The sequence below is a fragment of the Pseudomonas sp. B21128 genome, from assembly GCF_044218865.1.
GTDB classification, from domain to species: Bacteria; Pseudomonadota; Gammaproteobacteria; order Pseudomonadales; family Pseudomonadaceae; genus Aquipseudomonas; species Aquipseudomonas iridis.
In genome coordinates this window covers 174,842-190,872 of the sequence record NZ_CP162590.1, presented here as the reverse complement: position 1 = coordinate 190,872, position 16,031 = coordinate 174,842, and the positions used below count along the sequence as shown (strand labels likewise).

The following is a 16,031-nucleotide window of genomic DNA, read 5'->3' as shown; positions in this document are numbered from 1 at the left end:
TTTGCCTAGAGCGCTGTAACAATTAAAGCGTATTAAATTCTGCTTGAATCGATACAGCGCCCGGGCGGCTCACCGGGCACCTTTGCGCTTACAGGCGGAACTCGTGGCCCAGATACACTTCCTTGACCAGATCATTGGCCAGAATGGTAGCGGAGTCACCTTCGGCGATCAGTTGACCGTCGTTGACGATGTATGCGGTTTCGCAGATATCCAGCGTCTCACGCACGTTGTGGTCGGTGATCAGAACACCGATGCCCTTGGCTTTGAGGTGGTGGATGATTTGCTTGATGTCGCCGACCGAAATCGGATCGACACCGGCGAACGGTTCGTCGAGCAGGATGAATTTCGGCGCAGTCGCCAGCGCGCGAGCGATTTCCACCCGGCGGCGTTCACCACCGGACAGGCTCATGCCGAGGTTGTCGCGGATGTGGCTGATGTGGAACTCCTGCAGCAGGCTTTCCAGCTCCTTGCGACGACCGGCCTTGTCGAGTTCCTGGCGGGTCTCGAGGATGGCCATGATGTTGTCGGCGACCGACAGTTTGCGGAAGATCGACGCTTCTTGCGGCAGATAGCCGATACCGGCCTTTGCACGACCGTGCATTGGCTGGTGGCTGACGTCCAGATCATCGATCAGCACACGGCCCTGATCAGCCTGAACCAGCCCGACGATCATGTAGAAGCAGGTGGTCTTGCCGGCACCATTGGGACCGAGCAGGCCAACGATCTGACCGCTGTCGATCGACAGGCTGACGTCCCGCACGACCTGGCGGCTTTTATAGGCCTTGGCCAGGTGCTGAGCTTTCAGAGTTGCCATTACTGGTTTTTCTCTTCGGATTTCTTCTTCGGCTGGATCACCATGTCGATGCGCGGACGCGCTTCGGTGACTTTGCTGCCGGTAGCGCGACCGGCGCTGGCCAGTTTCTTCACGGTGTCATAGACGATTTTCTCGCCCTGGGTGGTGTTGCTGTCCTTATCGACAACCTTGGCCTTGTCGATCAGTACGACGCGATTTTGCGCGGCGTGATACTGAATCGTCACGCCCCAGCCCTGAACGGGCTTGGTATCGCCGGCAGTCTGCAGTTGTTCGAAGTAGGCGAGGTTGCCGACCGACGTCACAACGTCGATATCACCGGTCGAGGTGCGGGTGATGGTCACGGTGTTGCCTTTGACGATCATCGAGCCCTGAGTGATGATCACGTCACCTTTATAGGTGGCTACGCCGTTCTTGTCGTCCAGCTGGGCATCGTCGGCCTGAATGCGGATTGGCTGCTCTTGATCGTTCGGCAGAGCCCAGGCGCTCACGCTTCCCAGTGCTGCGCCCAGACTGAGCAAAATAGGGAGGGTTTTAACGAGCCTCATACTGTCCTCTTACGTTCGATTGCAGGTGTATCCTGCTTTCCTTCAGGTACGCTTTCATTCCTACGCCAGTCGATACACCGCCAGCGCCCTCGATTCTAACGGGTTGCTCGGTCTGCGCATATTCCCGCTGCGGGAACACTGTCATGCGAGTGGAAGTGATCAGCGTGTCGCGGTTCTTTTCGTCGGTACGCTTGATGCGTACCGAATCGATCAATTCGACTTCAGTGCCGCCCGAATTCACTTCGCCACGTTCACTGGTCACGTGCCACGGGAAATCCGTTCCGCGGTACATGTTCAGGTCAGGCTTGGTAACCAGCGTGACATCGGTCGCCTTGACGTGTTCGGCCTTGTCGGACGTCATTTCATACTGCACTTTGCCATCCGGCAGGTATTGCACGGTATGCGTGTTGGTCGCATACCAGTCGATAGGGGTTTCCACGGACGTGGTCGGAGGCTTGTCGAGGAAGCGTTCCGGGCTGATGTTCCAGTAGCCGACGGCTGCAAATAGCGCAGCGATGCAGCCGAACAGCAGGAAGTTACGAAATTTTTTGCTAAACATGGTTTGGCTCACAGGTACGCGGCGTTGGCCGCATCGAGGCGGCCCTGGGCGCGCAGGATCAATTCGCAGAATTCGCGGGCAGCACCTTCACCGCCTCGGGCCCGGGTAACGCCGTGGGCGTGTTCGCGGACGAAATCAGCAGCGTTGGCGACGGCCATGCCCAGCCCGACGCGGCGGATCACCGGCAGGTCAGGCAAATCGTCGCCCAGATAAGCGACTTGTTCATAGCTTAGGCCCAGTTGCTCAAGTAGACCGTCCAGAACCACCAATTTGTCTTCGCGTCCCTGAAACAGGTGTGGGATGCCGAGGTTTTTCGCCCGGCGTTCGACCACGGGTGTCTTGCGACCGCTGATGATGGCGGTCTGCACGCCGGCGTTCATGAGCATTTTGATGCCTTGGCCGTCGAGGGTGTTGAAGGTCTTGAATTCGCTACCGTCTTCAAGAAAATACAGGCGCCCGTCAGTCAGGACGCCATCGACGTCGAAAACGGCCAGTTTGATGGCTTGGCCGCGTTGCAGCAGATCGTCGCTCATTTACATCACTCCTGCGCGCAGCAGATCGGAGAGGTTGAAGGCGCCGACCGGGCGATCCTCCTCGTCGACCACTACCAGTGCATTGATTCGGTGGTCTTCCATGATTTTCAGGGCTTCGGCGGCGAGCATCTCGGGCCGGGCGGTCTTGCCGTGGGCTGTCATCACCTGGTCGATGGTCGCACTGCGAATATCGATGCTGCGATCAAGGGTGCGGCGCAAATCGCCGTCGGTGAAGATCCCGGCAAGTTTGCCGTCGGCTTCAAGGATGACGGTCATGCCCAGACCCTTGCGCGTCATCTCCATCAGCGCGTCCTTGAGCAGCGTGCCGCGTTGAACCTGCGGCAACTCCTGCCCGGCGTGCATGACGTTTTCCACTTTCAGCAACAGGCGACGGCCAAGGGCGCCACCTGGATGGGAGAAGGCGAAGTCTTCAGCGGTAAATCCACGCGCTTCCAGCAATGCCACGGCCAGGGCGTCGCCCATGACCAGCGCTGCGGTGGTCGATGAGGTTGGCGCCAGGTTCAGCGGGCAGGCTTCGTGCTCGACGTGAACGTTGAGGTTCACTTCGGCGGCTTTGGCCAGTGGCGAAGCCGGATTGCCGGTGACACTGATCAACTGGATGCCCAGACGCTTGATCAACGGCAGCAGGGTGACGATTTCGTTGGTCGAGCCGGAGTTCGACAGGGCCAGGATCACGTCATCGCGGGTGATCATGCCCATATCGCCATGACTGGCTTCGGCCGGGTGAACGAAAAAGGCCGGGGTGCCGGTACTGGCCAGGGTCGCGGCGATCTTGTTGCCGACGTGCCCTGATTTGCCCATGCCGACCACGACCACACGGCCCTTGCTGGCCAGAATCATCTCGCAGGCACGTACGAAATCGGCGTCGATATGGGGTAACAAGCCTTGTACGGCTTCCACTTCGAGGCGAATGGTGCGTTGTGCCGATTGAATCAGGTCGCTGGATTGGCTCATGTCAGAAATCGTATAGCCCGATGAAAAGGCGGCGATTATAGCGGTTATGTAGCAAAGCCTCACGCAAGTTCGTCATGCTTTGTCATCCCGTGTAACCAAAACCCGGCAAAAGCGCCTGCGCACCTGTCATCTCGCTGAACACGGGCCGGCACAAGCGTTGGGCGCTTGGCCTTTGCAGTGATATAGTTCGCCGCCAGTTCGGCCTGCCCGGGACGTACGTGCTTTTTCACCAAAGCCAGGCGTCCGAGTGAGAGGCTGCATCGCAAGGAGTTTAGATGAGTGCCGATAACGCCTACGCGGTCGAGCTGAAGGGAGTTTCCTTCAAGCGCGGTGCGCGCAGCATTTTCAATAACGTCGATATTTGCATCCCGCGCGGCAAGGTCACCGGTATCATGGGACCTTCCGGGTGTGGCAAGACCACGCTGCTGCGGCTGATGGGGGCTCAGTTGCGCCCTGCCAGCGGCGAAGTCTGGGTCAACGGCCAGAACCTGCCTGCGCTGTCACGCAGCGATCTGTTCGATGCGCGCAAGCACATGGGTGTGCTGTTCCAGAGCGGCGCGCTGTTCACCGATCTCGATGTCTTCGAGAACGTCGCTTTTCCCCTGCGCGTTCATACCGAGTTGCCGGAAGAAATGATCCGCGACATCGTCTTGCTCAAATTGCAGGCGGTCGGTTTGCGCGGTGCCATTGAGCTGATGCCCGATGAACTGTCCGGTGGCATGAAGCGTCGCGTGGCTCTGGCCCGCGCCATTGCGCTGGATCCGCAGATCCTGTTTTACGACGAGCCGTTCGTCGGTCAGGATCCGATCGCCATGGGTGTATTGGTACGTCTGATCCGTTTGCTCAATGATGCGCTGGGCATCACCAGTATCGTGGTGTCCCACGATCTGGCTGAAACCGCGAGCATTGCCGACTACATCTATGTAGTGGGTGATGGTCAGGTGCTGGGGCAGGGTACGCCGGACGAGTTGATAAACTCGGATGAGCCGCGTATCCGTCAGTTCATGTCCGGTAATCCCGATGGCCCGGTGCCGTACCATTTTCCAGCGACGGACTACCGCGCAGATCTTCTGGGGAAGCGCTGATGCGCAGAATTTCATTAATAGAACGCGTGCGCCGGTTCGGCGAAGCGGCGATCGACGCCATTGCGGTGTTCGGTCGGGCGACGCTGTTCCTGTTTCATGCTTTGGTTGGACGTGGCGGCATCAGCGGCGGATTTGGCCTGCTGGTCAAGCAACTGCATTCGGTCGGCGTCATGTCGCTGGTGATCATTGTGGTCTCCGGGGTTTTCATCGGCATGGTTCTGGCCTTGCAGGGGTTCAGCATCCTGTCCAGCTACGGTTCAGAGCAGGCGGTAGGGCAGATGGTTGCGCTGACACTGCTGCGTGAGCTCGGCCCTGTGGTGACCGCACTGTTGTTCGCCGGGCGCGCCGGTTCGGCGTTGACCGCGGAAATCGGCAACATGAAGTCCACCGAACAGCTTTCCAGTCTGGAAATGATCGGTGTCGACCCGCTCAAATACATTATTGCCCCGCGTCTGTGGGCCGGTTTCATTTCCCTGCCGGTGCTGGCAATGATTTTCAGCGTGGTGGGCATCTGGGGCGGTTCGTGGGTCGCTGTCGACTGGCTGGGTGTGTATGAAGGGTCTTACTGGTCGAACATGCAAAACAGTGTGACCTTCACCAGTGACGTGCTCAACGGTGTCATCAAAAGTATTGTTTTCGCCTTCGTCGTGACCTGGATCGCCGTATTCCAAGGCTATGACTGTGAGCCCACTTCCGAGGGGATCAGTCGTGCCACCACCAAGACCGTAGTGTTTGCCTCACTGGCAGTACTGGGCCTGGACTTTATTCTGACCGCTTTGATGTTTGGAGATTTCTGATGCAAAACCGCACCCTGGAAATCGGTGTCGGCCTGTTCCTGCTGGCAGGGATACTGGCTCTGTTGCTGCTTGCTTTGCGGGTCAGCGGGCTGTCTCCGACTTCGACCACCGAGACCTATAAACTTTATGCGTATTTCGACAATATCGCCGGTTTGACGGTCAGAGCCAAAGTGACCATGGCCGGTGTCACCATCGGCAAGGTCACGGCAATCGATCTGGATCGCGACAGCTTTACCGGTCGGGTGACACTGCAAGTGGATAAAAAAGTCGACAATCTGCCGACTGACTCCACTGCGTCTATCCTGACCGCGGGTCTGCTGGGCGAGAAGTACATCGGTATCAGCGTAGGCGGGGAAGACACCGCCCTGAAGGATGGTGGAACCATTCACGACACGCAGTCGTCTCTGGTACTGGAAGACCTGATCGGTAAATTCCTGCTCAATACCGTTAGCAAAGACGCCAAATGAGGAGCTTTTGAATGATCTCTATCTTGCGACGCAGCCTGTTGGTGTTACTGGCGGCCCTGCCTTTGATGGGTAACGCCGTGGCTGCGACTTCGGCCCATGATCTGGTTCAGGACACCACCACCCGGTTGCTGGCCGATCTGGCTGCCAACAAAGAGAAATACAAGCAGGACCCGACCGATTTCTACGCGGCGCTCAACAGCATCGTCGGGCCGGTGGTGGATGCCGAGGGCATTTCGAAAAGCATCATGACGGTGAAGTATTCGCGCAAGGCCACGCCAGCGCAGATGCAAACCTTCCAGGAGAATTTCAAGAAGGGGCTGTTCCAGTTCTACGGCAACGCCTTGCTTGAGTACAACAATCAGGGCATTACCGTAGACCCTGCGAAGGATGAGTCGGGCAATCGCACCAGCGTCAACATGACCGTCAAAGGCAGCAGCGGTGCGGTCTATCCTGTGCAGTACACGCTGGAGAAGATCAACGGCGAGTGGAAACTGCGCAACGTGATCATCAACGGCATCAACATCGGCAAGCTGTTCCGTGATCAGTTCGCTGATGCGATGCAGCGCAATGGCAATGATCTGGACGCGACCATCAATGGTTGGGCCGGTGAAGTGGCCAAGGCCAAGGAAACCACCGAAAAAGCTGCCGAGAAGCCAGCGCAATGAATGAGGCCGCAGTTCGTATGAGTGATGTTGACGAGCTCTTGCTCAGCGGAGTGCTGGATTACCGCACCGGGCCTGATCTGCGCAAGGAAGGTCAGGCGCTGATCAAGTCCAGCAAGGCGTCTTCGCTGGTCATCGACTGCTCGGCCGTAAAGAAATCCAGCAGCGTCGGTTTGTCGTTGCTGCTGTGTTTCATGCGCGATGCACAGGCGGCCGGCAAGGCTGTCAGCATCCGCGCGATGCCCGAAGACATGCGCGAAATTGCTCAAGTCAGTGAACTGACCGAACTCTTGGCGCAATCCTGAACCCGCATCATTAAAGAAGCCCCCCGTCAGAGTCCTGCCATGCGGGGTTCGCAGGCGCGGGGCTTTTTTGTATGATGTCCGACCCGTGCGCACAGGGCGCCGATTGAGGTTGAGCATGCAGGCCGTAGAAGTGAAGAGCTTCCTAGAAGGAAAGCTGCCCGGAACGTTGGTAGAAGTCGAGGGCGAAGGCTGCAATTTCCAGCTGAACGTGATTAGCGATGAACTGGCGGCGTTGAGCCCGGTGAAGCGTCAGCAGCAGATCTATGCCCATTTGAACCCATGGATCACCGATGGCAGCATCCATGCGGTCACTATGAAATTTTTCAGCAGCGCGGCCTGGGCCGAGCGCACCTGAGCCTAAGGGCGTCGAGATTCTTATGGATAAATTGATTATTACCGGTGGCGCTCGTCTTGATGGCGAGATCCGCATTTCCGGGGCAAAGAACTCTGCCCTGCCGATCCTGGCCGCCACCTTGTTGTGCGATGGCCCGGTGACTGTGGCTAACCTGCCGCACCTGCACGACATCACCACCATGATCGAACTGTTCGGTCGCATGGGCATCGAGCCGGTGATCGACGAGAAGCTCAGCGTCGAAATCGACCCGCGCACCATCAAGACCCTGATCGCCCCGTACGAACTGGTGAAAACCATGCGTGCGTCGATCCTGGTGCTCGGCCCGATGGTTGCGCGCTTCGGTGAAGCCGAAGTCGCACTGCCTGGCGGTTGCGCCATCGGTTCGCGCCCGGTTGACCTGCACATCCGTGGCCTCGAGGCCATGGGCGCAGTGATCGACGTCGAAGGCGGCTACATCAAGGCCAAGGCGCCTGAGGGCGGCCTGCGCGGTGCAAGCTTCTTCTTCGATACCGTCAGTGTGACCGGTACCGAAAACATCATGATGGCTGCTGCTCTGGCCAAGGGCCGCAGCGTGTTGCAGAACGCCGCCCGCGAGCCTGAAGTGGTTGACCTGGCGAACTTCCTGAACGCCATGGGCGCCAAGGTTTCCGGTGCCGGCACCGACACCATCACCATTGATGGCGTCGAGCGTCTGGGTTCGGCTTTCTACAAAGTCATGCCTGACCGTATCGAAACCGGCACCTATCTGGTCGCTGCTGCCGTGACCGGTGGCCGCGTCAAGGTCAAGGACACCGATCCGACCATCCTCGAAGCCGTTCTGGAAAAACTCCGTGAAGCCGGCGCAGAAATCACCTGCGGTGAAGACTGGATCGAGCTGAACATGCACGGCAAGCGTCCGAAAGCGGTCAACGTGCGCACTGCGCCGTACCCGGCGTTCCCGACCGACATGCAGGCGCAGTTCATCTCGCTCAACGCCATTGCCGAAGGCACTGGTGCGGTGATCGAGACGATCTTCGAAAACCGTTTCATGCACGTTTACGAGCTGCACCGCATGGGCGCGCATATCCAGGTTGAAGGCAATACGGCCATCGTCACCGGCATCGACAAGCTCAAGGGCGCGCCAGTGATGGCTACCGACCTGCGTGCTTCGGCCAGCCTGGTGATCTCGGCGCTGGTTGCCGAAGGCGATACGCTGATCGACCGCATCTACCACATAGACCGTGGTTACGAGTGCATCGAAGAAAAACTGCAGATGCTGGGCGCCAAGATCCGTCGCGTTCCGGGCTGATAACTGCATGTGGACACAGGGACGTGTCCGTTGAATTCGTTTCGAATCGAGGTTTTCATCCGTGAAAACCTCGATGTGTGTCCGGCGCCGATTGCGACCGGACATGAGTACCTTGATAAGGACTGACGTTTCCCATGTTGACCATCGCACTGTCCAAGGGCCGCATCCTTGACGACACCCTGCCGCTTCTCGCTGAAGCGGGCATCGTGCCGACCGAGAATCCGGACAAGAGCCGCAAGCTGATCATCCCCACGACGCAGCCAGACGTACGCCTGCTGATCGTGCGCGCCACCGACGTGCCGACCTATGTCGAGCATGGCGCGGCCGACCTCGGCGTAGCCGGTAAAGACGTGTTGATGGAATACACCGGCCAGGGCTTGTATGAGCCACTGGACCTGCAGATTGCTCAGTGCAAACTGATGACCGCCGGCAAGATCGGCGCGCCCGAGCCAAAGGGCCGTCTGCGTGTGGCGACCAAGTTTGTCAACGTTGCCAAGCGTTATTACGCCGAGCAGGGCCGCCAGGTCGACATCATCAAGCTGTACGGTTCGATGGAACTGGCACCGCTGATTGGTCTGGCCGACAAGATCATTGACGTGGTCGACACCGGCAACACCCTGCGCGCCAACGGTCTGGAACCTCAGGAACTGATCGCCACGATCAGCTCGCGCCTGGTGGTCAACAAGGCTTCGATGAAAATGCAACACGCCCGTATCCAGGCGTTGATCGATACCCTGCGCAACGCAGTGGAATCACGACACCGCGGCTGATTTACTTGCGCGACCTCAGGTCGCGCCGTCTATCCGCCTCATAGCCAGAATTCTCAGGTGCCCAAGCGGATCGAATGGTAGTTTCGGGCGCCTGAGTTTTCGCCAATCCTATGAGGCTCTCGCTATGACCGCACCGACTGCAATTCGCCGACTCAACGCTGCTGACCCGGATTTCGCGCATCATCTGGATCATCTGCTGAGCTGGGAAAGTGTGTCTGACGACTCGGTCAATCAGCGCGTGCTGGACATCATCAAAGCTGTGCGCGAGCGTGGCGACGCGGCGCTGGTCGAGTTCACCAAGAAGTTCGACGGTCTCGACGTCGCGTCGATGGCTGATCTGATCCTGCCGCGCGAACGCCTGGAACTGGCCCTGACCCGCATCACCGTAGCGCAACGTGAAGCGCTGGAAAAAGCCGCGGCCCGTGTGCGCAGCTACCACGAAAAACAGAAACAGGATTCCTGGAGTTACACCGAGGCCGACGGCACGGTGCTGGGCCAGAAGGTCACGCCGCTGGATCGCGCCGGTCTTTACGTGCCGGGCGGCAAGGCGTCGTACCCGTCGTCGGTGCTGATGAACGCGATTCCGGCCAAGGTTGCCGGCGTGACCGAAGTGGTCATGGTCGTGCCGACCCCGCGCGGTGAAATCAACGAGTTGGTGCTGGCTGCCGCGTGCATTGCCGGCGTTGACCGCGTGTTCACCATCGGCGGCGCACAAGCCGTTGCCGCGCTGGCCTATGGCACCGAAAGCGTGCCGAAAGTGGACAAGGTCGTCGGCCCTGGCAACATCTATGTCGCCACCGCCAAGCGCCACGTGTTCGGCCAGGTCGGCATCGACATGATCGCCGGCCCATCGGAAATCCTCGTGGTGTGCGATGGTCAGACCGACCCGGACTGGATCGCCATGGACCTGTTCTCCCAGGCCGAGCACGACGAAGACGCGCAAGCGATTCTGGTCAGCCCCGACGCCGAGTTCCTCGACAAGGTCGCCGCGAGCATCGACAAGCTGCTGCCGACCATGGATCGCGCAGCCATCATCGAAACCTCGATCAATGGCCGCGGTGCGCTGATTCACGTGGGTGACATGGCCCAGGCCATCGAAGTCGCCAATCGCATTGCGCCAGAACACCTTGAACTGTCGGTCGCTGACCCACAGGCCTGGTTGCCGCAGATTCGCCACGCCGGTGCGATCTTCATGGGCCGCCACACCTCCGAAGCGCTGGGTGATTACTGCGCAGGTCCGAACCACGTGCTGCCGACCTCCGGCACCGCACGTTTCTCTTCGCCACTGGGTGTGTACGACTTCCAGAAACGTTCCTCGATCATTTTCTGCTCCGAGGCCGGTGCGTCCGAACTGGGCAAAACTGCTTCGGTCCTGGCCCGTGGTGAATCGCTCAGCGCTCACGCACGTAGCGCCGAATATCGCATCAAAGACGAATCGAAGGGGAACTGAACATGAGTAAATTCTGGAGCCCGTTCGTCAAGGATCTGGTGCCTTATGTGCCAGGCGAACAGCCGAAGCTGACCAGACTGGTCAAGCTCAATACCAACGAAAACCCGTACGGCCCGTCGCCAAGAGCCTTGGCGTCAATGCAGACCGAACTCAACGACAACCTGCGCCTGTACCCGGACCCGAACAGCGATTTGCTGAAAAACGCCGTCGCCACTTATTACGGCGTGCAGACCAATCAGGTGTTCCTCGGCAACGGGTCGGACGAAGTGCTCGCGCACATTTTCCACGGCTTGCTGCAACACGATCAGCCGATTCTGTTCCCGGACATCAGCTACAGCTTTTATCCGGTGTATTGCGGTTTGTACGGCATCAAGTTCGACGCGGTGCCGCTGGATGCGCAGTTCCAGATCAACCCGGCGGATTACGCCAAGCCAAACGGCGGGATCATTTTCCCTAACCCGAACGCCCCGACGGGCTGCCTGTTGGCGTTGGATGCCGTTGAGCGGATCCTGATCGCCAGCCCGAATTCGGTAGTCGTGGTGGATGAGGCGTACATCGACTTCGGTGGCGAAACGGCGATCAGCCTGGTGCATCGTTATCCGAACCTGCTGGTGACGCAGACCCTGTCCAAATCCCGATCTCTGGCAGGCCTGCGGGTTGGCTTGGCGGTGGGGCATCCGGATCTGATCGAGGCGCTTGAGCGCATCAAGAACAGCTTTAACTCTTATCCGCTGGATCGCCTGGCGAACGTCGGCGCGGCGGCGGCATTCGAGGATCGTGAGTATTTCGACAAGACTTGCCGTTTGGTCATCGAAAGCCGCGAGTGGGTTGTCGCGCAATTGCAGGGCAAGGGGTTTGAGGTGTTGCCGTCGGCGGCGAATTTCATTTTTGCCCGTCACCCGCAACATGATGCGGCAGGGCTGGCGGCGAAGTTGCGCGAGCAGGGCGTGATTGTGCGGCACTTCAAGCAAGAGCGGATTGCGCAGTTCCTGCGTATCTCGATTGGTACGCCGGAGCAGAATCAGGCGTTGATCGATGGGCTGGGTGATCTCTGAAAGCAAAAGCCCCTCACCCTAACCCTCTCCCGGAGGGAGAGGGGACTGATTGGGGGATGCTTTAACGTTACGTCGACCTGATCCTGCTTTACCGAATCCATAATCCATTCGGTTTTTCAGGTCGATGAATGACGCCATACACCTCGGTCGGCGCCCTCTCCCTTCGGGAGAGGGCTGGGCGGGCGGCGTTTGCGATGAGGGGGCTTTTATTCGTGATGGGGCTCACCCAAAAACGTCAGTGAACTGAACAACCCGCGACTGTTCACGTCAGCACTGTCCTTCACCGGCACCTCAACCTGTGCCGCAATCACATTCAACCCCTCATTTCGCACCAGCACCTGCGCACGGCCGTCCTTGTCGGTCTCGGTACTCAGGGTATTGGGTGCGCTGCGGTAATCGCCGATCAATTTGACGCCCGCCGCCGGTTTGCCATCCAGCAACACGCGCACCGGTAATGACTTGCCCGGCCCGACCGTCAGCGGATCAACTTCCGGCAGAATCAGCAACTTGATCTGATCCAGCTTGGGCAACTTCGCCCCCGGTTGATAGATCGCCAGGCTGTACTTGAACGTCTGCGTCGCCTCGACGGCGCCTGGCACTTTGCTGCGCCCTTCATTGATCCATTTCTTGTCAGCGGTTTGCGACCACATTCCGTTATTCAACGCCACGGCCATTACCGCGGGTGTTTTCAGCGGCTTGAGGCGGGCGTGATCGGGCAGGCGCTCGACGCTGACCGGGATCATCTTGCCGCTCGCGTCGTAGGCCCACGCACCACTGATTTTCTGGGCCTTGAAGGCGTTGTCTTCGGCGCCGTGACCGTAGATCACTTCGATGTTGCCGCGCCGTTGTTCGGTCCACAGGCCGTGGGCCGAGGCTTGTCCAGCGAACAGCGCGGCGATGACCAGCAGGGTTTTGCCGTATTGCATGGTGACTTCCTTTTACAGATTGAGTGACAGGCTGACGGTGAAATTGCGCGGCTCGCCGGGATTGACCCAGTAATTGCTGTAAGAGCGCTCGTAGTATTTTTCGTCGAAAACATTGTTCAGGTTCAGGCCGACAGTGACGTTGTCGCTGGCCTTGTAATGGGCCAGCAGGTCGACGGTGTGATAGGCCGGCAATTCGAAATCGCTGCCGGATTCGCCCGAGCGATCACCGACGTAAGTGAACGCTGCGCCAACGTCCGAGCCGCGCAGATGTCCGTCCTGAAACTCATAAACACCCAGCAGACTGCCGCTGCGTTTGGCGACACCGAGGATGCGGCTGCCGGTGGGAATCACGGCGTCACCCTGAGTCACTTCAGCGTCGATGTAGGCGAAGGCGCCAATCACCCGCAGGGCATCGGTGACCTGGCCGGTCACCTGCAGATCGAAGCCGCGACTGCGCGCCTTGCCCATCGCGCGGTTGGTGTCGGTGGCCGGGTCGAGCGCGAGGACGTTTTCCTTGTCGATGTGAAAGAAGGCGAGGGTGCTGCTCAGACGTTCGTCGAACAGTTCGTTTTTGATGCCGATTTCGTAGCCGACACCTTCCTCCGGGTCGAAGGATTTGCCGGCCGCATCAAGGCCGTTGTTTGGTTTGAACGAGGTCGAGGCGTTGGCGAACAGGCCGGTGTTGGGCGTCAGTTGATAGAGCAGGCCGGCGCGCTGGGTGAGAGCATCGTGGGTCTGGCGGCTGCTGACGTTGCGGCTGTGATCATCGATGTTTTGTTCGAAGTGTTCGAAGCGTGCGCCGATCATCCCGCGCAATTTGTCGGTAAAGACGATTTGATCCTGCAGGTTCAGCGCATGGCTTTCGAGGTGTTCGAAAGTGTCAGTGCCCGAGCGTGCGCCGTTGGGTTTCGGCTGGCCGTAGATCGGCTTGTAAATGTCGATGGCGTAGGGGCCGCCGGCGACGGTGGTGACGCGTTCGTTTTTGCGGAAGTTCTCGTATTCGGTGCCGATCAGCAGTTCGTGCTGCCATGGGCCGAGGTCGAACAAACCGCGCAATTCCAGTTGGGTGATGCTGTCGTGCCAGTTGGTATCGCGCTCGCGGTAACGTCGGTTGACGGTGCGGCCATCGGCGTTCAACGGGCGACTTTCAGAGGCGTCGCCCCAGAGTTTGCCTTCCTTGTAATGGCTGGCCAGGCGCAGTTTCCAGCTGTCGTTAAGGTGATGCTCAAGCGTCGCTTGAAGCAGGTTGTTGTGATTGTCGATGTTGCCGTCGTTGGGTTCACCGAAAAACGTCGAACGTGAAACACCGCTCCATTTATTGCCAGGTGCGACGATGCCACGGTCGAACGTCGAGCTGTGGCGGACGATTTCGCTTTCCACCAACAGCGATGTATCCGGGTTCAGTTGCCAGCTGATCGAGGGCGCGACGAATACGCGTTTGCTGTCGACGTGATCGCGAAAGCTGTGGTTGTCCTCGACGGCAAGGTTGATCCGCGAGAGCACGTCACCCTGTTCATCGAGCGGCGTGTTGACGTCAAGCGCCGTGCGATAACGGTCCCAACTGCCAGCGCTGGTCTGCAACGTGGTAAAGGCTTCGGGCTGTGGTTTTTTGGTGACGATGTTCACCGTGCCACCCGGGTCGCCACGGCCATAAAGGCTGGCCGCCGGACCTTTGAGCACTTCGATGCGCTCGATATTGGCTGCGTCCGGTGTGCTCGGATAGCCTCGATTGGCGCTGAAACCGTCCTTGTAGAACTCCGAGGTGGTGAAGCCGCGCACGCTGTATTCGTAGAGCGTCAGGCCGCCGAAGTTGTTTTGCTTCGATACGCCGCCGGCGAAATCCAGTGCGCGCTCGACGCTGGTGCTGCCCAGATCCTTGAGCACACTGGCTGGCACCACGCTGATTGCCTGAGGGATATCGCGGATCGCCGTGTCGGTCTTGGTCGCACTGGATGAGCGTGTGGCACGGTAGCCCTTGACTGGGCCGGTGGGGGATTCGTAATCGGAGGTGACGCTGATCGCGTCCAGTTCGAGCGGTTGCGACTCTTCGGCAAAGGCCGCATCGCCCAGTAAAGCAAGGGGTAGACCGAGAGTCAGGCCGAGCAGGGAGGCCTTTGTTCGAGACGACATGTTATGTTGTTCCAATTGTTGAATTGAAACAATATAACATGCCTTTTGAGAATGTCTTTTATTCGCGCTGTTGGCGCGAATAAATTTTTACTCTTGTTTTTCCTTCACCGGCGCCGGCGGTGGACGCAGACCTATTTCCGCCGAGAGCTTGATCTCCTTGCCGTTACGCATCACTTGAATCGTGACCTTGTCGGTCGGTTTGATCCGCGCGACCTGGTTCATCGAGCGACGACCATCGCCGGCTGGTTCGCCATCAATGCTGAGAATCACGTCGCCCAGCTGCAGGCCGGCCTTCTGCGCCGGGCCGTCGCGGAAGATCCCTGCCACCACAATGCCCGGACGCCCGGACAAGCCAAACGATTCGGCCAGTTCCTGAGTCAAGGGCTGCACTTCGATGCCGAGCCAGCCGCGAATCACCTGGCCATGCTCAATGATCGACTTCATCACTTCCATCGCCAGTTTCACCGGAATGGCAAAACCGATGCCCTGCGAGCCACCGGACTTGGAGAAAATCGCCGTGTTGATGCCGGTGAGGTTGCCGTTGGCATCCACCAGTGCACCGCCGGAGTTGCCCGGGTTGATGGCCGCGTCGGTCTGGATGAAATCTTCGTAGTTGTTCAGGCCCAACTGATTCCGCCCGGTGGCGCTGATGATGCCCATGGTCACGGTCTGGCCGACGCCGAAGGGGTTGCCGATGGCCAGCGCAACGTCGCCGATGCGGATGCTGTCGGAACGGCCGACAGTGATCGCTGGCAGGTTTTTCAAGTCGATTTTCAGGACGGCGAGATCGGTTTCCGGGTCGCTGCCGATCACTCGGGCCAGGGTTTCCCGGCCATCCTTGAGTGCTACGACGATCTGGTCGGCGCCGCTGGTGACGTGGTTGTTGGTCAGGATGTAGCCTTCCGGGCTCATGATCACGCCGGAACCGAGGCTCGACTCCATGCGCTTCTGCTTCGGCGAGTTGTCACCAAAGAAACGGCGGAACTGTGGATCCTCGAATAAAGGATGCGTCGGCTTGTTGATGACTTTGGTGGTGTACAGGTTAACCACCGACGGCGCGGCGATCGTCACCGCATCCGCATAGGAGACCGGCCCCTGCTGCACGAGGGTGGTCTGCGGCGCCTGTTGCAGGTTGACGTCGAGGCTAGGCAGCCCGACCCACTGCGGGTATCGCTGAATAATCAACAGAGCGATAAGCACACCGGCCAACAATGGCCAGCCAAAAAAACGCAGCGCCTTGAACATTAAGCACGTCCTGGAAAAGTTGCAGGCGAAGTCAGACCGCCCATAATGTCGCGCATTATACGAGGCCGCG

18 protein-coding genes are annotated in these 16,031 nt (G+C 59.0%); 10 read left to right on the top strand and 8 right to left on the bottom strand.

What is annotated here, in order from left to right:
• Positions 1-88 precede the first annotated feature (88 nt).
• The 5 genes from lptB to AB4P91_RS00880 are packed head-to-tail and all read right to left on the bottom strand — an operon-like array spanning position 89 to position 3,426.
• Positions 89-814 (bottom strand): LPS export ABC transporter ATP-binding protein, encoded by a 726-nt coding sequence (lptB, locus tag AB4P91_RS00900; protein ID WP_007953572.1) that lies wholly within the window; start codon positions 812-814, stop codon positions 89-91.
• Positions 814-1,359 (bottom strand): lipopolysaccharide transport periplasmic protein LptA, encoded by a 546-nt coding sequence (gene lptA, locus AB4P91_RS00895; protein ID WP_150595041.1) that lies wholly within the window; start codon positions 1,357-1,359, stop codon positions 814-816. The genes lptB and lptA overlap by 1 nt, the downstream gene beginning before the upstream one ends.
• Positions 1,346-1,918 carry an LPS export ABC transporter periplasmic protein LptC gene (gene lptC / locus AB4P91_RS00890; protein WP_150595040.1) on the bottom strand — a complete coding sequence of 191 codons (573 nt, stop codon included), beginning with the start codon at positions 1,916-1,918 and terminating at the stop codon, positions 1,346-1,348. Before lptC ends, lptA begins: the two co-directional genes overlap by 14 nt.
• Before the next feature lie 8 nt (positions 1,919-1,926).
• Complete coding sequence (locus tag AB4P91_RS00885; protein WP_150595039.1) at positions 1,927-2,451, bottom strand: HAD family hydrolase; 525 nt, start codon at positions 2,449-2,451, stop codon at positions 1,927-1,929.
• Positions 2,452-3,426: a KpsF/GutQ family sugar-phosphate isomerase gene (locus AB4P91_RS00880; RefSeq protein ID WP_047299779.1), complete on the bottom strand. Its 975-nt coding sequence runs from the start codon at positions 3,424-3,426 to the stop codon at positions 2,452-2,454.
• Positions 3,427-3,701: 275 nt separating this feature from the next.
• Here AB4P91_RS00880 and AB4P91_RS00875 point away from each other — a divergent pair, with 275 nt between their 5' ends.
• The 10 genes from AB4P91_RS00875 to hisC all read left to right on the top strand — a co-directional run bounded on the left by AB4P91_RS00875 (position 3,702) and on the right by hisC (position 11,660).
• Entirely contained in the window at positions 3,702-4,511 is an 810-nt protein-coding gene (locus tag AB4P91_RS00875; RefSeq protein WP_395604122.1) for an ATP-binding cassette domain-containing protein, read from the top strand.
• Entirely contained in the window at positions 4,511-5,308 is a 798-nt protein-coding gene (gene mlaE / locus AB4P91_RS00870) for a lipid asymmetry maintenance ABC transporter permease subunit MlaE (RefSeq protein ID WP_042557673.1), read from the top strand. The genes AB4P91_RS00875 and mlaE overlap by 1 nt, the downstream gene beginning before the upstream one ends.
• Positions 5,308-5,775, top strand: a complete 468-nt coding sequence (gene mlaD / locus AB4P91_RS00865; RefSeq protein WP_150595037.1) for an outer membrane lipid asymmetry maintenance protein MlaD — start codon at positions 5,308-5,310, stop codon at positions 5,773-5,775. Before mlaE ends, mlaD begins: the two co-directional genes overlap by 1 nt.
• A gap of 11 nt (positions 5,776-5,786) precedes the next feature.
• The gene (locus AB4P91_RS00860; protein ID WP_150595036.1) at positions 5,787-6,440 is read left to right on the top strand and encodes a phospholipid-binding protein MlaC; all 654 of its coding nucleotides are present in this window, start codon (positions 5,787-5,789) and stop codon (positions 6,438-6,440) included.
• Positions 6,437-6,742, top strand: coding sequence for a lipid asymmetry maintenance protein MlaB (locus tag AB4P91_RS00855; protein ID WP_095190865.1), 306 nt, complete (start codon positions 6,437-6,439; stop codon positions 6,740-6,742). The genes AB4P91_RS00860 and AB4P91_RS00855 overlap by 4 nt, the downstream gene beginning before the upstream one ends.
• A 115-nt stretch (positions 6,743-6,857) precedes the next feature.
• Complete coding sequence (locus AB4P91_RS00850; protein ID WP_007912386.1) at positions 6,858-7,097, top strand: BolA family protein; 240 nt, start codon at positions 6,858-6,860, stop codon at positions 7,095-7,097.
• 22 nt (positions 7,098-7,119) lie between these two features.
• Positions 7,120-8,385, top strand: a complete 1,266-nt coding sequence (gene murA, locus AB4P91_RS00845) for a UDP-N-acetylglucosamine 1-carboxyvinyltransferase (protein ID WP_150595035.1) — start codon at positions 7,120-7,122, stop codon at positions 8,383-8,385.
• 134 nt (positions 8,386-8,519) lie between these two features.
• Entirely contained in the window at positions 8,520-9,155 is a 636-nt protein-coding gene (gene hisG, locus AB4P91_RS00840; RefSeq protein WP_053117119.1) for an ATP phosphoribosyltransferase, read from the top strand.
• A gap of 124 nt (positions 9,156-9,279) precedes the next feature.
• Positions 9,280-10,605, top strand: coding sequence for a histidinol dehydrogenase (gene hisD / locus AB4P91_RS00835; RefSeq protein WP_395604121.1), 1,326 nt, complete (start codon positions 9,280-9,282; stop codon positions 10,603-10,605).
• Positions 10,606-10,607: 2 nt separating this feature from the next.
• On the top strand, positions 10,608-11,660 hold the full coding sequence (gene hisC, locus AB4P91_RS00830; protein WP_395604120.1) for a histidinol-phosphate transaminase: 1,053 nt from the start codon (positions 10,608-10,610) through the stop codon (positions 11,658-11,660).
• Between the two features lie 206 nt (positions 11,661-11,866).
• Here hisC and AB4P91_RS00825 read toward each other — a convergent pair whose 3' ends face one another.
• The 3 genes from AB4P91_RS00825 to algW form a co-directional block, all read right to left on the bottom strand.
• Positions 11,867-12,586 carry a DUF4198 domain-containing protein gene (locus tag AB4P91_RS00825; RefSeq protein WP_395604119.1) on the bottom strand — a complete coding sequence of 240 codons (720 nt, stop codon included), beginning with the start codon at positions 12,584-12,586 and terminating at the stop codon, positions 11,867-11,869.
• Positions 12,587-12,598: 12 nt separating this feature from the next.
• Positions 12,599-14,716, bottom strand: coding sequence for a TonB-dependent siderophore receptor (locus AB4P91_RS00820; RefSeq protein WP_395604118.1), 2,118 nt, complete (start codon positions 14,714-14,716; stop codon positions 12,599-12,601).
• Between the two features lie 87 nt (positions 14,717-14,803).
• Positions 14,804-15,961, bottom strand: a complete 1,158-nt coding sequence (gene algW, locus AB4P91_RS00815) for a Do family serine endopeptidase AlgW (RefSeq protein WP_150595031.1) — start codon at positions 15,959-15,961, stop codon at positions 14,804-14,806.
• Between the last annotated feature and the right edge of the window lie 70 nt (positions 15,962-16,031).